The sequence below is a fragment of the Bordetella bronchiseptica genome, assembly GCF_900636925.1.
Lineage (GTDB): Bacteria > Pseudomonadota > Gammaproteobacteria > Burkholderiales > Burkholderiaceae_B > Bordetella > Bordetella pertussis.
The window spans coordinates 871850-887321 of sequence record NZ_LR134326.1 but is presented as its reverse complement, the minus strand read 5'-3'; the positions used below and the strand labels follow the sequence as shown (position 1 = coordinate 887321).

Here is a 15472-nt window from a genome sequence, read left to right as displayed (position 1 = left end):
CACCGCGAACGCCGGCTGACGCCCTCGCCGCGGCGGTATTCCCATCGCTTTCTGGATAACCCTCAGTGTTGCGGCGAGTTTATTTGGTAAGATGAAAACGCGCAATTGGTAATACAACTTTTGAGGATCCGATGATGGAAAGACGCAGGTTGTTATTGGGCGGCCTGGCCGCGGGTATTGCGGCGCCGCTGTTGGCCCGACGCGCGATGGCCAGCCCCCGCAAATATCCGGGCAAGCCCATCCGCATGATCATTCCCTTTCCCGCAGCCGGCGTGACCGACATTTCGGCGCGCCTGCTGGCGGCGGCGATGGCCGAGGAACTCGGGCAGACCATCATTCCCGAGAACAAGCCGGGCGCGGCGGGCAATATCGCTGCCAAATACGTGGCCGATGCCGCGCCGGATGGCTACACGATTCTTTTCAACAACTCCGCCACGCACGGCATCAACCCCACCCTGTTCAAGAGCATCAACTTCGATGCCGAACGCGACTTCACGCCCATCCTGTACTGTTCCTCCTCGCCGAACCTGTTCGTGGCGAACAAGAACTTCCCGGGCGACACGATTGCCGATTTCGTCGACATCGCCAGGCAGCAAGGCCCCGCGGTCATGATGGCGCTGGGCAGCCTGGGCAGCAGCCAGCACATGGCCGCCGAATTGCTGCGCCACGTCACGGCCACCCAATTCACCACCGTCCCGTACCGCGGCGGCGCGCTGGCCTTGCAGGATCTGATCGGCGGCACCGTGCAGACGCTGTGCGACGGTTATCCGTCGTCCATCCAGCACATCCGCCGCGGCACCATCAAGGCGCTGGGCGTCACTTCCCCGGAACGCATACCGAGCGCGCCCGACATCCCCGCCGTGGCGGAAACCCTCCCGGGCTACAGTGCCTACGGCTGGTTCGGGCTGGTAGGCCCCGCGGGCATGGACGCGGACGTGGTCGCCGTGCTGAACCAGGCCGGCAACAAGGCGCTGCAGGATCCCGAACTGCGCTCCCGTTATGCTGAGGTCGGTGCTACCTTGCACGGCGGCCCCCCGGAAGTGTTCAAGCAGCACATCCAGGACGAAATCAAACGCTGGCGGGAGATCATCATCGCGACCAACGCCAAGCCCGAATAACAAAGGATTCCCACTTGAGCTCGACGAAACGACCTGCCTCCCGCGCTGACGAAATCACCCAGGAACTGGTGCGGATGATTCAACTGGCCGACGCCCGTCGAATCGCGAAACTGCCGACCGAAATGGAGCTGGCCGCCCAGCTGGGTATCAGCCGTCCGGTGATACGCGAGAGTCTTTCGAGACTGGAATCGCTCAACATGGTGACGCGCCGCCAGGGTTCCGGCCTGTACATCGTTGCGCCGGAAAAGCGCAGCCCCGAAGCGCTGGTGCTGCTGGAGCAATCGGCGCCGCTGTCGCCACGCTCCATCGCCGAAGCGATGTCGGTGCGCGCGATCCTGGAACTGGAAACCGGCCGCCTGGCCGCGCTCAACCACCGGCAAGTGGACCTGGACCGGATGGCGGCCGAAATCGAGCGGCTGGCGGCCACCGGCGCGCGGGGCCTGGAGGCCGCCGAGGCCGACGAGGCGTTCCACCGGGCGCTGTCGGACGCGGCCGGCAACGTCACCCTGAGCCAGGTGCTGGATCTGTTCCTGCGCCTGTCATGGCGCAGGCGTGTCGAGTATTTCTCGCAGCCCAAGCTGGGTAAACAATCAATCATCGAGCACCAGGAGATCCTCAACGCCGTGGCGTCAGGCGACCCGGATGCCGTCAGCACGGCCATCCGGACCCACCTGAACAGCGCGGAACGCTTCTGGGACTCGAAATACGTAAAGAAGAAATCATGATACTGACGGACGAACAACAAGGTCTGTTGAACGGCGACGCCGGCGACGTCGTTGCGAAGTACTTCACCTGGCTGGTCGAATGGGGCCGCTTGATGGGCGCGCAACGACTGGTCAAGGTCGACAGCGTGCACACTTCCGGCATCACCGCGCAAGGCAGGGTCGCCGGCGCGGTAAGCCCCGAAGCCCGCAAGAAAACCCTCGAACAAGTCATCGAGTTCACCAGCGTCCGCATGCGGGCGCCGACTGCCACCCACGTGGCGCGCGTATGCGTGGAGGACGACAAGGGCGGCGGCCTGTCGGCGGAGGACCAGGCATTCCAGAAGCTGGTGATAGACCGGGCGCGCGACGCGGGCATCCAGCTGACCTGGACCTGCGCGCCGTACATCGCGGGCATACTGCCCAGCAAGAACCAGATCTGCGCCTGGACCGAGTCCTCGGCGGTCGTCTACATCAATGCCATGGTCGGAGCCCGATCCACCCGCAACGGCACCGAAAGCGCCATCGCGGCGGCCATGTCCGGCTGGTTCCCCGAGTTCGGCGTGCTGCTGGAAGAAAACCGCCAGGCCGATCTCATCGTGGAAGTCGAGGCCGCCCCTTCCGAGGAACTGTGCGACTGGGGCTTCCTGGGCTATTTCGCCGGCGAAGTATCGGGCCTGCGAACCCCGGTCCTCGATCAGCTGCGCGCGCCGTCCCTGGAAGAAGCCAAGCAATTGTCCGCCGCGGTGGCCACCGGCGGCGGCTGCACCATGTTCCATATCGCCGGCGTCACCCCCGAGGCCCCCACGCTGGACGCCGTGGCCAGGCGCCCGCTGGAGCGCATCCACTACACGGCGGCGGACCGCGCGCGCATCGCTGCCAAACTAAACACCCTGACGAGCGAACGGATCGATTACGTCGTGCTGGGCTGTCCGCACGCCACCTTGCACGAGATCCAGGTCATCGCCAGCCAGCTGGAGGGCCGCCGCGTCTGCCCGAACGTGCGCCTGGAAGTCTGGACGGCCTGGGCAGTGCGCGCGGTCGCGCAGCGCATGGGGCTGGTCGATGTGATCGAACGGGCCGGCGGCAAGGTGCTGACCGACTCGTGTCCCTCGATCACCCGCTCCGGCCATGGCCGCCGCATGGTCACCAATGCGGTCAAGCAAGGCAACTATCTACAGGGAATGACCGGCCACGAGGTCGCCGTCGGCAAACTGACCGACGTGGTTTCCGCGGCGCTGACCGGCACTTGGCAAGGACTTTGACATGCTCACTATCGATACGGCGTCCCGCACTTTTCACTGCAAGACCTGGGTGACGGGCCAGACACAGGGCAAGGCGGTCATCGCTCGCGAACGGATCTCGTTCTGGGGCGGCTTCGACCCGCAGACCGGCAGGATCGTGGACCCCTATTCCTCCCTGCGCGGACGCGACATCTCCGATTGCGTCCTGATCCTGCTATCCTCGAAAGGCTCGTCCGGAACATCGGGCATGCTCTCGCTGGCGACGCGCGCCGGCCACGCGCCCGCGGCGATGATCCAGGTAGAGATGGACCCCGTGACCGTCATGGGCTGTCTCGTCAACAACATTCCCTTGCTGCAGGCGACCGGATTCGATCCGTTCGAGCAGATCCAGGACGGAGACCTGGTGCGGATAGACGGCGAGAACGGTACGATCACCCTCGCCCCCGGGCAAGCCTGATACCGTCCCCTCCACCAAAGGTACCCCTATGTCCCAACCCTATCTGCAGGTCATCGCGCACTATCACGCCCAGCCAGGCGCCCAGGAGCAAGTCGGTGCGCTGCTTGCCCGGCTGGCGGAACACACCCGCACCGAACCGGCGAATCTGTATTACGAGTACTTCCAGTCGGGAAGCGATCCGTGCCACTTCGTCATCCTGGAAAAGTATCGCGACATGCACGGCCTGGATGAGCATCGCCAGACCGCGCATTTCCAGGCAATCGGCATCGGCCAGATCATTCCCCTGCTGGCCAGGCGCGAGGTCGAAAGCCACATGGTCACCCCGGACAGCTGACGCCGCCCGGGGTCCGCGCGCACCGCCGCAACGGCGGCGTGCGCGGCGCCGGCAGCGTCAGAACGCCTCTTCGTAGAGTCGCGTGGCGTCGGCCAGCGTGACATCGCGCGGATTGTTCCCCAACAGGCGCTGTTGCTGCAGGGCCAGCCCGGCCAGCGCCGGGATGTCCGCCGCCGTGACGCCGACCTGCGCCAGCCGCGTCGGCAGTTCCAGCGCCCCCGCCACCTCGGCCATCGCCTGCACGAACGCGGCGGCCTTTTCCGCCACGCCACCGGCATACCCCGGCAGGATCACGTCCGCCAGCTCCGCGTACTGGGTCTCGCAACGCAGCGAATTGAACCGCAGCACCGGCCCCAGCACCAGGGAGTTGGACAGCCCGTGCGGCACATGGAATGCGCTGCCCAACGGATAGGCCAGCGCATGCACGGCACCCACCGGCGCATTGGCGAACGCCTGGCCCGCCAGCATCGCGCCCAGCAGCATGTCCTGCCGCGCCGCCAGGTCGCCGCCGTCGCGGCAGGCGAGCGGCAACGCGCGAAACAGCAACCGCAACGCTTCGCGCGCCAGGGCGTCGGAAATGGGATTCTTGAGCACCCGGCTGGTATATGCCTCGGTCGCGTGCACCATGGCGTCGATACCGGTGGCCGCGGTGATGGCCGGCGGCAGGCCCAGCGTCAAGGTGGCGTCCAGGACGGCCAGGTCGGCATACAGCACGGGCGAGATGACGCCGGCCTTGGCGCCATCGCCGGTCGTCACGACGGCGATCGGCGTGGCCTCCGAGCCGGTGCCCGCCGTGGTCGGCACCTGCACCAGCGGCAAGCGCGGCCCCGCGACCAGGCCTATGCCATAGGCTTGGCGCAAGTCCTGCGTCGTCCCGGCGAATGCGGCAGCCAGCTTGGCCACATCCATCGAAGAACCGCCGCCAAAGCCCACGATCACCTGGGCCCGGGCATCGCGCGCCGCAATGATGGCGCGCTCGACCACCGACTCCGGCGGATCCGCGACCACCTCATCGAACATGGCCACCGTATGGCCCGCGCTGGCCAGCGCGTCGCGCAGCCGGCCCGCCAGGCCCAGTGAAACCAGCGCGCCGTCCGTCACCAGCAGGACGCGGCTGGCGCCCCATCGGGCCGCCAGCGTCTCTCCCAGGGCGTCGCTGGCGCCAGCGCCGACCAGCGTCCTCGCATGCGTACAGAACTCAAACATCGCCACCTCGCTCAGAACAGGCTGAAGTCCGCGTGCCGACGCACGGCATCCGCCCGCGCGGCGCGACTCGGAAAACCAGCTTAGCAGGCTGCGGGATCGCGCAGGCAGGCTGGTGCGGCGGTTTCCCAATTGTCGGGAAACCGCGTCGCGGCAAGCGGATATCGAAGGCGGGAAGATGGCCGCGCGCAACAACCAGGCGCACCGCATGAAAAAGGCCAGCAAGAAAAAAGCCGCTTCCATGAGCGGCTTTTTTCTTGCTGGCCTTGTTGCTGACCTTGCTTGCTGAATCTGGTTGGTGGGTCGTGCGCGACTCGAACGCGCGACCAACGGATTAAAAGTCCGCTGCTCTACCAACTGAGCTAACGACCCGACCGAAGCCAGGAATTATGACGGATTTCCAGCCCTGTGTCAAAATCGGCCGGGTGCAAAAGCCAAGCCGCCCGAGGGCGGATTGGCGGGATGCGGGCCCGGCCACCGCCGGACGCGTGCTGCCGAGGCTTACCAGGCGGCGACCACGGCGCCCTTGTACTTGCCGAGGATGAACTCCTTGACCGGCGCGCTCTGGTAGATGGAAACCAGCTTGCGCAGGTCGGCGCGGTCCTTGTCCTGCTCGCGCACCACCAGAACGTTGGCATAGGGCGACTCGGCCGATTCGCGCACCAGCGCATCCTTGCTCGGATCCAGGCCGGCTTCCAGCGCGAAATTGGTGTTCACGGCGGAAGCGTCGGTGTCGTCCAGCGAGCGCGGCAGTTGGGCGGCGTCCAGTTCGATGAAGCGCAGCTTGCGCGGATTCTCCACCACATCGATCGGCGTGGCCTTCAGGCCGGCCTCCGGACGCAGCTTGATCAGGCCATGGTCCTGCAAGAGCAGCAAGGCGCGCCCGCCGTTGGTGGGATCGTTGGGGATGCCGATGCGCGCGCCGTCCTTCAGCTCGTTCAGGTTCTTGACCTTCTTGCTGTAGACGCCGATGGGGAAGATCACGGTCTTGGCGATGCTGACCAGCTTGTAGCCGCGGTCGGCATTGGCGTTGTCCAGGTACGGCTGGTGCTGGTAGCTGTTGGCGTCGAGGTCGCCGGACGCCAGCGCCACGTTGGGCTGCACGTAGTCCGAGAACTCGATGACCTGGATATTCAGGCCCTGCTTGGCGGCCTCCTGCTTGACCACCTCGAAGATCTGCGCGTGCGGGCCGGCGGTCACGCCGATCTTCAGCGGCTTGTCCTGCGCCAGCGCAGGCTGCGCAAACACGGCGGCGCCCAGGGCGAACGCGGCGAGGGTTTTCAGGAACTTGGTGCTCATGTTGCGATATTCCCAGATACGGAGTGATGAAAAGAATCGTGCGGGATTCAGCGGTGCGACATGCGGCGCACCAGCCAGTCGCCCAGGCTCTGGACGACCTGCACCAGCGCGATCAGCACGACCACGACAGCCAGCATGACTTCAGGCAGGAAGCGCTGGTAGCCATAACGGATGCCCAGATCGCCCAGGCCGCCGCCGCCGATGGCGCCGGCCATGGCCGAGTAGCCGATCAGGCTGACGATGGTGACGATGGTGGCGGCCACCAGGCCAGGCAGGGCCTCGGGCAGCAGCACCTTGCAGATGATCTGCAAGGGCGAGGCGCCCATGGCGCGCGCCGCGGTGATCAGGCCTGGGTCCACTTCGCGCATGGCGTTCTCGGCGACGCGGGCCATGAAGGGAATCGCCGCCACCGCCAGCGGAACAATGGCTGCGGTGGTGCCGATGGAGGTCTGCACCAGCAGGCGGGTGAACGGGATGATGGCCACCATCAGGATGATGAAAGGCACCGAGCGCGTGCCGTTGACGACGGCCGCCAGCACCCGGTTGACCGCCAGGTTCTGCAGCATGCCGCCGCGTCCGGTGACGATGAGCAGCACGCCCAGCGGAATGCCGACCACCACCGAAATGGCGCCGGACACGCCGACCATCAGCAGGGTCTCATGCAGCGACGTGATAAGCAGATCGATCAGTTGCGGGCTCATGGGCGATTTCTTCTACGGTGATTTCACGGGCGGCCAGCGCGGCGAGCGCGTCCTTGACCGCGTGCGGCGCGCCTTGCGCCAGTACGAACAGCGTGCCGACGGCCACGCCCTGGATGTCCTCGACGCGCGCCTGCACCAGGCTCACGTCCAGCGCGAACTCGCGCGCCAGGTCCGACCAGAGCGGCTCGCCGGCGGCCACGCCCTTGAGCGACAGGCGCCACAGGCGCACGGCGCGGCCGGGCTCGGCGGCCGCCAGCGCGTCGATGCGCTGCTTGACGGCGGCCAGGGTGGCCTCGCTGAGATCCGACGCGGTCGCGGCCGAGACCATGGCGCGGGTGACTTCGTGCCGGGGCGCGGCGAACACTTCGCGCGTGCTGCCCAGCTCCACCACCTCGCCATGCGACAGCACGGCGACCCGGTCGCAGATCTCGCGCACCACTTCCATCTGGTGGGTGATCATCACCACCGTCACGCCCGTCTTGCGATTGATATCGCGCAGCAGCGCCAGGATGTTGTGGGTGGTCTCGGGGTCCAGCGCCGACGTCGCCTCGTCGCTGAGCAGCACGTCGGGGTCATTGGCCAGGGCGCGCGCGATGCCCACGCGCTGCTTCTGCCCGCCGCTGATCTGGCTGGGATAGCGGTCGCGCAGGTGCTCCAGGCCGACCAGCGCCAGCAGCCGCTCGACCCTGGCGGGAATCTCGGCGCGCGCCACGCCGGCGATCTCCAGCGGCAGGGCCACGTTGCCGTACACGGTACGGCGCGCCAGCAGGTTGAACCCCTGGAACACCATGCCGATGCGGCGGCGCTGGTTGCGCAGCTGCGCCTCGCCCAGCCCCACCAGGGCCTGGCCGCCAATGGCGATGCTGCCCTGGTCCGGGCGCTCGAGCAGGTTGATGCATTGAACCAGCGTACTTTTGCCCGCGCCGCTCGGCCCGATGATGCCGAACACCTCGCCCTGCTGGATGTGCAGGTTGATGCCCCGCAGCGCTTCGAAGCGGCCATGCGGGGTGGCGTACGTCTTGGATAGATTTTCGATATGAATCATGGCATGCGATTGTGAATCGCCGCTCTTCTTAAGAGAACGACTGTTTATTCCTCTTTTTATAACTATTAGTTATATAAAATGGATAAGACCCGATGCGTGCCGGCAACGGGCCGGCAACGCATCGGGTCGGAAGGGAACGCGCCGGGCACCAGGCCCGGCAGGCGTCAACGAGCGCGCGAGATGCGGACTTCAGCGCCGCGGCGCTTCACTTCCAGCCCTTCGGAAGGCAGGATGCGCAGTCCTTCCAGCCCCTTGATATAGCTGGAACCCTGCATTTGCATTACGCGGATTTTATTGCGCATGACCACCGGATTGTGGACCGGCATGCCGAACATCCAGACCTCGTCCAGGATACGCGCCGAGTTGAACTCGCCCGTGTGCTGCGCGGCCGGGCCGAGACAGAGCATGTGGCCTTCGCGGCCGAACACGGGGTAGCGGTCCAGTTCGCACTCGACGGTCCAGGTCGTGCCGCCCTCGTAGCGGTGGCCGGTGTTGAGGTCCCACCAGGCGTCGCCCTTGGGCAGGTAGACGCGCACCTGCTTGCCCGGCTGCGTCACCGGCGCGACCAGCAAGGCCGGCCCCAGCAGGTATTGCAGGTCCCAGGCATGCGCATGCGGATCGTGCGGGAACGACATGGCCATCGAACGCTGCACCGGCAGGCCGGTACGCGCCGAGTCCTCGATGGCGCCGAGCACGTAGGGAATCAGGCGGTAGCGCCACTGCATCCAGGTGCGGGCATGCGCCAGAGCTTCTTCGCCGAAGGCGTCGGGCAGCAGGCCAGGGACGCCCTGGAAGCTGAAATTGGCCGACAGCACGCAGGCCCCCAGCCAGCGCAGGTACAGCTCGGCGGTCATGCCCTCGAGCGGCGCCTGCGCCGAACCCAGCGCATGCACCTGCACCGGCACGCCGCTCGCGCCGATCGACAGCGCGGTGCGCAGGCTGTGCTCCAGCCCGGCCCAGTCGTTGGTCACGCGCGGGCCCACCTGCCACGGCAGGCGCTGCGCCGCCGGGAACAGGTCGGTACTGGGCACCACGCCCTCGGGCGGCACTTTCAGGCCGGCCACCGCGTCGAACAGCGCACGGCGGGCCAGCAGCGGATACATGGTGCGCAGCGCCGGGCCGGTTTCGCCGTTGCGCGCCGACACGCCATCGGGAATCGCGATCTGCGCGTCGCAGGCCGGCGCGTCCAGGCCGTCCTCGATCAACTGGCGGTGCCGCTCCACCCACATCGCGTAAGCGTCGCGATACGACAGATCCAGCAGGCCGTAGGGCTGCCCGCCGGTGGCGGCGTTGCCGTCGAACACCTGGGCGCTGCCATCGTCGCGCGTCAGCAGCCAACCGCGGTCTTCCAGCTCTTCGAACAACAGGCTGGATTTCAGCACGCCCGGAAAACCGCTCGCCGCCACATGGACATGATGCTTGTGGAACAGCGCCAGCATCTGGCGCGCGTCGGGGAAGCGCTGGGCATCCCACTCGAGCACCGGCTTGTCGGCCTGGAAGCTCCAGGCCGCCGGCAAGGCCAGCGTCACGGCATCCAGCGCAATCTGCTGATCGCGCAGGCGCGCCACCAGGGCCGCCGTCTCGGTCGGCATCTGGCCGTCGGCCTGCTGCAGCCATGCGCCCATCGCCCACAGCACCGGCTGGCCGGCGCGGCCGGTCAGCGCGGTGTACTGGTTGAGGATCTCGGCCGGCTCGCCGACGAACAGGAACAGGTCCAGCACCGGGTCGTCGATGGTGAGCACATAGGCGCCCTCGGCGGGCTCCAGGCCCACCGCGTGCTCGACGCGCCGCATCGTGTTGGCGTACACGCCCCAGCCGCGCGGGCTCCAGGCCAGCGGCAAGGCGCGATGCTCGGGGTCATCGGACACCACGGCTTCGCCGCGGCGGTTGAGATCTCCCGGCGTTTCGCCCAGGCCATAGACGGGCTCGGCGCCCTCCAGGCCCAGGCCCACGGTCCACACGGCCTCGTCGGTTTCGTCGAGCGCGTTGTGGCCGAACGCGGGCGTATGCGCGGACACTTCGGAAGCAAAGACTTCCTGGTCGCCGCGATACAGTTTCACGCGCACGGGATCGGAGAGCACCTCAAGCGTGGTATCGCCCTGGGCGATACGCCAGCCGCCGCCGTCGTCGCGCGGCGTCAACGTCGCCTCGCCCACGGCCTCCTGGCGCGCCAGCAACATTTCAGCCACGGCGCGCGCACGCGCGCTGGATTTTTCATCGGTGAGGAGACTCGCCTCGCCACAACGCAGGCGGTATACGCCCGGCGCGTGCGCTTCGACTACCAGGTGCAAGCCGTCGCCCGCGTCGAAGTCGATGCGGCTAGGGCGGGACGTCAACAACTCGACGGTGTCGAGCTGGGTAGTATGAGCAAAGTCGAACTTCGGCGGCACAGAGCATCCCCCGGCTTTAGCCAAAAAACCATTAAAAGACGCTATTTTGACGGATTTGGGCCCTGAAATAAACTCGCCCCCTCATTTTGAGGGTGCCGGCATGCCGTAGGCGGCGCTTCAGGCGCCATTTTGCGGCCTGAGCAGTCACTTACTTCCAACCCCCGCAAAATCGCCAATCACCGCTATCGTTCAGCTTATATCGGTGTTTCGGGCCCTATTTTGCCGCCAACCCCGGCCGATTATGCGCCCACTGCGCCGCGCGTGGTCGGCAATAGATGCGACACCATTTTATTTTCATCGTGGCGCGATTTGCGCCAGCAAGTCGGTTTCGAGCGGCCCGGGCTCGCCGCAGAGGCGCGCCGCGATCACGTCGCCCATCAGCGCCGCCCAGCTCAGCCCGCGCGATGCGTATCCCGCCGCCAGCCACAGCCCCGGCGCATGGGCGAGCGGCCCGGCCGCCGGCAACCGGCCCGGCAGCACGGCGCGCCATCCCGCCCAGCCGGGCAACGAACCGGGCTGCAGGGACGCGAAGGCGGCCGGCGCCTGGCCCAGCAGGCCCGCGGCCTTGTCCAGGTTGACGCGCTGGCCTTCGGCGCCGGTCAGCGCCTGCGCGGCGCCATGCACATAGGTGCTGCCGGCCACGCACCAGCCGTCCACGGCGGGCAGCAGGTATCCCTCGCCGCCGACGACGCAGCGCGGCCCGCCGGACAGGGCCTCGGCCGGCAGCAGGGTCACTTCGCCGGCCAGCGCGTGCATCCGGGCCAGCCGCGGCAAGGGTTCGAGCAGGCCGCTGTCGGCCAGCAGGCGCGGCGCGTCGGCCGCATTGGCCAGGACCACCACCGGCGCCTGCGCCACCTGCCGTCCCTGCGCGTCGAGCACCTGCCACTGGGCGCCGTGGCGCCGCAGCCGCGCAGCCTGCGCCGCGATCGTGCTTATGCCCTCGCCCGCCAGCAGCGCATCGATGAGCGCGCCCGGCCGCACCAGCATGCCGTCGGCGAAGAACACGCCGCCGCGCGCCACCGGCAAGCCGGCCAGCGCCCCCGCCTGGTCGCGGTCCACCATGCGCACCCAGTCGGCCGGAAATTGCAGGATCTGCAGCGTCTGCGCCAGCGCCGCCGCGCGGCCGGCATCGCGCTCGAGCTGCACGGTGCCGCAGCGCCGGGGCGCGGCCGGCGCCGGCAGGTCGCGCCAGCGCAGCCAGGCGCGCTGGCTGCCCGCGCGCGACAGGCGCGCACGCGGATTGTCGTCGCGCGCGATGACCGGCGTCAGGGCCGCGGCGGCATGGCCGGCGTGCGACGCAAGGCCCGCCAGCCGCGCCGCATCCAGTACCGTCACGGCCCGGCCGCGCAAGGCCAGCGCATGCGCCACCGCCGCGCCGGCCAGCCCGGCGCCGACCACCAGCACCGGCGCGCCGTCATCATCGGGCGCATCGTCGGGTGTCGCCACCCCAGGCAGGCGCTGGCCCAGCGTCATGTGCCACTTGCCGCCAAAGCCCGGCGCGCGCCGGACGGCAAAGCCCGCCTGTTGCAGCGCCTGCCGCACCTGCCCGGCGCTGCACCAGGAGGCCAGCGTGGCGTCCGGCGCTGCCAGCCGCGCCAGGGCCTGCAGCATGTGCGGGTCCCACATGGCGGGATTGCCGCGCGGCGCGAAGCCGTCCAGGAAGTAGGCGTCGACGCGCGCCGTCAGGCGCGGCGCCAGCTGTTGCGCCGCGCCGAAGCCCAGCGTCAAGGTCAGCGCGCCGCCTTCGAACTCCAGCCGGTGCAGCCCGGGCAGCAGCGGGGGCCACTGCGCGGCCAACTGGGTGGCCAGCGCCTGCAGTCCCGCCGGCGCATGGGCGCGCAGCACGGCCAGCAGATCCTCGCGCGCAAACGGGTGTCCCTCCAGCGACAGCATGTGCAGGCGGCGCGGCCGCGCCGGATCGTCACGCCAGGCTTGCCACAGGGTGAGAAAATTCAGCCCCATGCCGAAGCCCGTCTCGCAGACGGTAAAGCGCGCCCGGCCGCGCCAACGCTGCGGCAGGCCGTTGCCCCGCAGAAAAACATGCTCCGCCTGGCCGGCCGCGTCGTCGCGCGAGTGATAGACATCGCCATAGGCGGCGCTGTACAGGCGGCCCTGTTCGTCATGGACGACGACGGCGGGCTGCAGGGGCGCATACGGGGCAGACATGGCGGCAGGAAAGATCCGACTATTCAAAGGTTTGCCACTATAAAGCCATCGCCGGCCGTTGGATAAGCACCACGCCGTTGCAACGAAATACCTGGCAGCGGGCCCGAATTCTCCCTGGTTGCGGAATGCGTTGCGAGCATGGGCTTACACTTGGGCTATGCAGACCTCCGCCCAACGCTCCCCTGCCTCCGCCACCCTGGACCTCGGCGCGGCCGTCGACGCAGCCGTCACAGCGGCCCATGCAGGCGCCGCCATTCTGCAGTCGTACGCGCACCATCGCTCGGATCTGGTCATCGACCGCAAGGCGCGCAACGACCTGGTCTCGCAGGCCGACCGCGAGTCCGAGGCCGCCGTCATCAGCGTATTGCGCGAGCGCACGCCGCAGTTCGGCATCGTGGCCGAAGAAACCGGCGGCGCGGCGCAAGGGCCGGCCACCTGGTACATCGACCCGCTGGACGGCACCACCAACTATCTGCACGGCATCCCGCACTACGCGGTGTCGATCGCGCTGGTCGCCCACGCGGGCACGCGCGTGGTGGCGGGCGCCGACCTGCAGGAAGACACGCCGGTCATCGGCGTGGTCTACGACCCCAGCAGCGAAGAGCTTTTCACCGCCGTCCATGGCATCGGCTCGTGGCTCAACGGCCATCGCATCTCGTGCTCGCGCACGTCGACGCTCGACGATGCCGTGCTGGCCACGGGCTTTCCGTTCCGCGATTTTTCCTTCGCCCACCAGTACATGCCGATGCTGCACGATGCCATCCGCCGCACCCGCGGCGTGCGCCGCATGGGCGCGGCGGCGCTGGACCTGGCCTGGACGGCCTGCGGCCGCTACGACGGCTATTGGGAAATGGGCCTGGCGCCGTGGGATGTCGCGGCCGGCACCTTGCTCGTGCGCGAGGCCGGCGGCGTGTGCACCGACATGATGCGACAGCAGTCGTGGCCCAGCGGCGGCCGCGTGGTGGCCGGCAACCGGCACATCCACGGCGCGCTGTTCGACATGGTCAGCCCGCACCTGGACGCGCCCGCGCCCGATTCCAGCCAGGCCTGAGCGCCCGCGCGGCCCGCGCTAGCTTCCCGCCTCGGGCCGCAGTTCGCGCCGCAGGATCTTGCCCACGTTGCTCTTGGGCAGTTCGTCGCGGAATTCCACGTGGCGCGGACGCTTGTAGCCGGTCAGCCGCTCCTCGCACCATTGCAGCACCGCTTCGGCCGTCAGGGCCGGATCCTTCTTCACGACGAATACCTTGACCGCCTCGCCCGAATGCTCGTCGGGCACGCCGATGACCGCGCACTCCAGGACACCCGGATGCGCCGCGATGACGGCCTCGACTTCATTGGGATACACCTTGAAGCCCGACACCGCGATCATGTCTTTCTTGCGGTCGACGATGCGCGTGTAGCCGGCCTCGTCCATGATGCCGATGTCGCCGGTCAGGAAGAATCCGTCGGCCGTCATGACGTTGCGCGTTTCCTCGGGCTTCTGCCAATACCCCAGCATGACTTGCGGGCCGCGGATCGCAACCTCGCCACGCTCGCCCAGCGGCACCGGCGCACCGTCATCATCGAGAATGGCCACGTCGGTCGATGGCAGCGGCAGGCCGATGGAGCCCGAATAGGTCTTGGCGTCGGTGGGGTTCACGGTGGCCACCGGCGAGGTCTCCGACAGGCCGTACCCTTCTATCAGCGGATGGCCGGTCAGCTCCAGCCACCGCTCGGCGACCTGGCGCTGCACCGCCATGCCGCCGCCCAGGGTCAGGCGCAGGTCGGTGAAATCCAGCTTGGCGAAATCCGGGTTGTTGACCAGGGCGTTGAACAAGGTATTGACGCCGGGGAAGATATTGACCGGCGCCTGGCGCCAGGCAGCGATCAGCGCCGCCTGGTCGCGCGGATTGATGACCAGCAGATTGCGCATGCCGGCATGCATGCCGTAGAGGCCGCAGACCGTCATGGCGAACACGTGGTACAGCGGCAGCGCGCTGATGATCGTCAATTGCCGGCCATGCAGGTCGTGCAGCACCGGCTGCGCCACGGCTTCGGTCTGCAGCACGTTGGCTACCAGGTTGCCATGCGACAGCATGGCGCCCTTGGGTACGCCGGTGGTGCCGCCGGTGTACTGCAGCACGGCCAGGTCGTCCATGCCCAGTGCGGGCGGCGTGAACGTGGCGCGCGCGCCGTCGCGCAAGGCATCCGGCAGGCGGTGCGCCCCGTCGATGCGCCACGGCGGAACCAGCTTCTTCACATAGCGCGCCGCCAGGTTGACCAGCGGCGCTTTCAGGCCTCCCAGCAAGTCGCCAGGGCCGACCACCACGACATGCGACAGCGCGCCGCGATCGGGCACCGCCTGCAGCGTGTGCGCGAAATTCTCCAGGATGACGATCGTCTCGGCGCCGCTGTCGAGCAGCTGGCGCTGCAATTCGTCGGCCTTGTAGAGCGGATTGACGTTCACCACCACCATGCCGGCGCGCAGCGTCCCCAGCAGGCACACCAGGTAGGCGGGCACGTTGGGCATCATCAGCGCCACGCGCGCGCCGCGCGCCAGGCCGCGCCCCTGCAGCCAGGCGGCGAAGTGCCGCGCATGGGCATCCAGTTGCGCATAGGTCATGTCCGAGCCCATCGAGCGGCAGGCCACCTGGCCGGCATGGCGCCGGCAGGCCTGGTCCAGCAGGTCGGTCAGCGACGTGTAGTCCTGCGGCGAAATCTCGTGGGGAACCCCCGCGGGATAGTGGGCGAGCCAGGGGCGCAGCATGGTGTTTGCCTCCATTAATTCGAGTTTTGTTTGATGATAACCTTGTTGCCTCGGACTTCCGCATGGAG

13 protein-coding genes and 1 tRNA gene are annotated in these 15472 nt (G+C 67.9%); 6 read left to right on the top strand and 8 right to left on the bottom strand.

The features are described 5' to 3' along the window. The first annotated feature begins 206 nt into the window (after positions 1 to 206). Genes EL288_RS04200 through EL288_RS04180 form a run of 5 tightly spaced genes read left to right on the top strand, consistent with a single transcriptional unit; the run spans position 207 to position 3854 of the window. Entirely contained in the window at positions 207 to 1118 is a 912-nt protein-coding gene (locus tag EL288_RS04200; RefSeq protein WP_003814529.1) for a Bug family tripartite tricarboxylate transporter substrate binding protein, read from the top strand. A 14-nt stretch (positions 1119 to 1132) separates the two neighbouring features. Then, positions 1133 to 1843 carry a FadR/GntR family transcriptional regulator gene (locus EL288_RS04195; RefSeq protein ID WP_010927064.1) on the top strand — a complete coding sequence of 237 codons (711 nt, stop codon included), beginning with the start codon at positions 1133 to 1135 and terminating at the stop codon, positions 1841 to 1843. Next, the gene (locus EL288_RS04190; protein WP_010927065.1) at positions 1840 to 3084 is read left to right on the top strand and encodes an aconitase X; all 1245 of its coding nucleotides are present in this window, start codon (positions 1840 to 1842) and stop codon (positions 3082 to 3084) included. The genes EL288_RS04195 and EL288_RS04190 overlap by 4 nt, the downstream gene beginning before the upstream one ends. Position 3085: 1 nt before the next feature. Then, positions 3086 to 3520, top strand: a complete 435-nt coding sequence (locus EL288_RS04185) for an aconitase X swivel domain-containing protein (RefSeq protein WP_003814534.1) — start codon at positions 3086 to 3088, stop codon at positions 3518 to 3520. Positions 3521 to 3548: 28 nt separating this feature from the next. Then, the gene (locus EL288_RS04180) at positions 3549 to 3854 is read left to right on the top strand and encodes a putative quinol monooxygenase (protein ID WP_003814535.1); all 306 of its coding nucleotides are present in this window, start codon (positions 3549 to 3551) and stop codon (positions 3852 to 3854) included. A gap of 57 nt (positions 3855 to 3911) precedes the next feature. On the opposite strand, the gene EL288_RS04175 is transcribed toward EL288_RS04180, so the two are convergent. The 7 genes from EL288_RS04175 to EL288_RS04145 all read right to left on the bottom strand — a co-directional run bounded on the left by EL288_RS04175 (position 3912) and on the right by EL288_RS04145 (position 12685). Further along, positions 3912 to 5066 carry an iron-containing alcohol dehydrogenase gene (locus EL288_RS04175; protein ID WP_172596446.1) on the bottom strand — a complete coding sequence of 385 codons (1155 nt, stop codon included), beginning with the start codon at positions 5064 to 5066 and terminating at the stop codon, positions 3912 to 3914. A gap of 287 nt (positions 5067 to 5353) precedes the next feature. After that, positions 5354 to 5429 (bottom strand) — tRNA-Lys (locus EL288_RS04170). Between the two features lie 129 nt (positions 5430 to 5558). Continuing rightward, on the bottom strand, positions 5559 to 6356 hold the full coding sequence (locus EL288_RS04165) for a MetQ/NlpA family ABC transporter substrate-binding protein (RefSeq protein ID WP_033457477.1): 798 nt from the start codon (positions 6354 to 6356) through the stop codon (positions 5559 to 5561). A 47-nt stretch (positions 6357 to 6403) separates the two neighbouring features. Next, on the bottom strand, positions 6404 to 7057 hold the full coding sequence (locus EL288_RS04160; protein ID WP_033447981.1) for a methionine ABC transporter permease: 654 nt from the start codon (positions 7055 to 7057) through the stop codon (positions 6404 to 6406). Further along, the gene (locus tag EL288_RS04155) at positions 7014 to 8102 is read right to left on the bottom strand and encodes a methionine ABC transporter ATP-binding protein (RefSeq protein ID WP_003814544.1); all 1089 of its coding nucleotides are present in this window, start codon (positions 8100 to 8102) and stop codon (positions 7014 to 7016) included. The genes EL288_RS04160 and EL288_RS04155 overlap by 44 nt, the downstream gene beginning before the upstream one ends. A gap of 164 nt (positions 8103 to 8266) precedes the next feature. Next, entirely contained in the window at positions 8267 to 10492 is a 2226-nt protein-coding gene (locus EL288_RS04150) for a glycoside hydrolase family 31 protein (RefSeq protein ID WP_003814547.1), read from the bottom strand. Positions 10493 to 10786: 294 nt separating this feature from the next. Further along, positions 10787 to 12685 carry a bifunctional tRNA (5-methylaminomethyl-2-thiouridine)(34)-methyltransferase MnmD/FAD-dependent 5-carboxymethylaminomethyl-2-thiouridine(34) oxidoreductase MnmC gene (locus EL288_RS04145; RefSeq protein ID WP_003814548.1) on the bottom strand — a complete coding sequence of 633 codons (1899 nt, stop codon included), beginning with the start codon at positions 12683 to 12685 and terminating at the stop codon, positions 10787 to 10789. 130 nt (positions 12686 to 12815) lie between these two features. On the opposite strand from EL288_RS04145, the gene EL288_RS04140 reads away from it, so the two are divergent. Continuing rightward, on the top strand, positions 12816 to 13709 hold the full coding sequence (locus EL288_RS04140) for an inositol monophosphatase family protein (protein WP_003814549.1): 894 nt from the start codon (positions 12816 to 12818) through the stop codon (positions 13707 to 13709). Positions 13710 to 13727: 18 nt separating this feature from the next. Here the strand turns inward: EL288_RS04140 and EL288_RS04135 are convergent, their stop codons facing one another. Beyond that, positions 13728 to 15404 (bottom strand): AMP-binding protein, encoded by a 1677-nt coding sequence (locus EL288_RS04135; RefSeq protein ID WP_010927068.1) that lies wholly within the window; start codon positions 15402 to 15404, stop codon positions 13728 to 13730. Positions 15405 to 15472 lie beyond the last annotated feature (68 nt).

Coding starts and splice junctions, on each gene's coding strand:
- EL288_RS04160 (WP_033447981.1), bottom strand. CDS start 7,057: ATGAGCCCGCAACTGATCGATCTGCTTATCACGTCGCTGCATGAGACC.
- EL288_RS04155 (WP_003814544.1), bottom strand. CDS start 8,102: ATGATTCATATCGAAAATCTATCCAAGACGTACGCCACCCCGCATGGC.
- EL288_RS04185 (WP_003814534.1), top strand. CDS start 3,086: ATGCTCACTATCGATACGGCGTCCCGCACTTTTCACTGCAAGACCTGG.
- EL288_RS04135 (WP_010927068.1), bottom strand. CDS start 15,404: ATGCTGCGCCCCTGGCTCGCCCACTATCCCGCGGGGGTTCCCCACGAG.
- EL288_RS04165 (WP_033457477.1), bottom strand. CDS start 6,356: ATGAGCACCAAGTTCCTGAAAACCCTCGCCGCGTTCGCCCTGGGCGCC.
- EL288_RS04180 (WP_003814535.1), top strand. CDS start 3,549: ATGTCCCAACCCTATCTGCAGGTCATCGCGCACTATCACGCCCAGCCA.
- EL288_RS04190 (WP_010927065.1), top strand. CDS start 1,840: ATGATACTGACGGACGAACAACAAGGTCTGTTGAACGGCGACGCCGGC.
- EL288_RS04200 (WP_003814529.1), top strand. CDS start 207: ATGGCCAGCCCCCGCAAATATCCGGGCAAGCCCATCCGCATGATCATT.
- EL288_RS04140 (WP_003814549.1), top strand. CDS start 12,816: ATGCAGACCTCCGCCCAACGCTCCCCTGCCTCCGCCACCCTGGACCTC.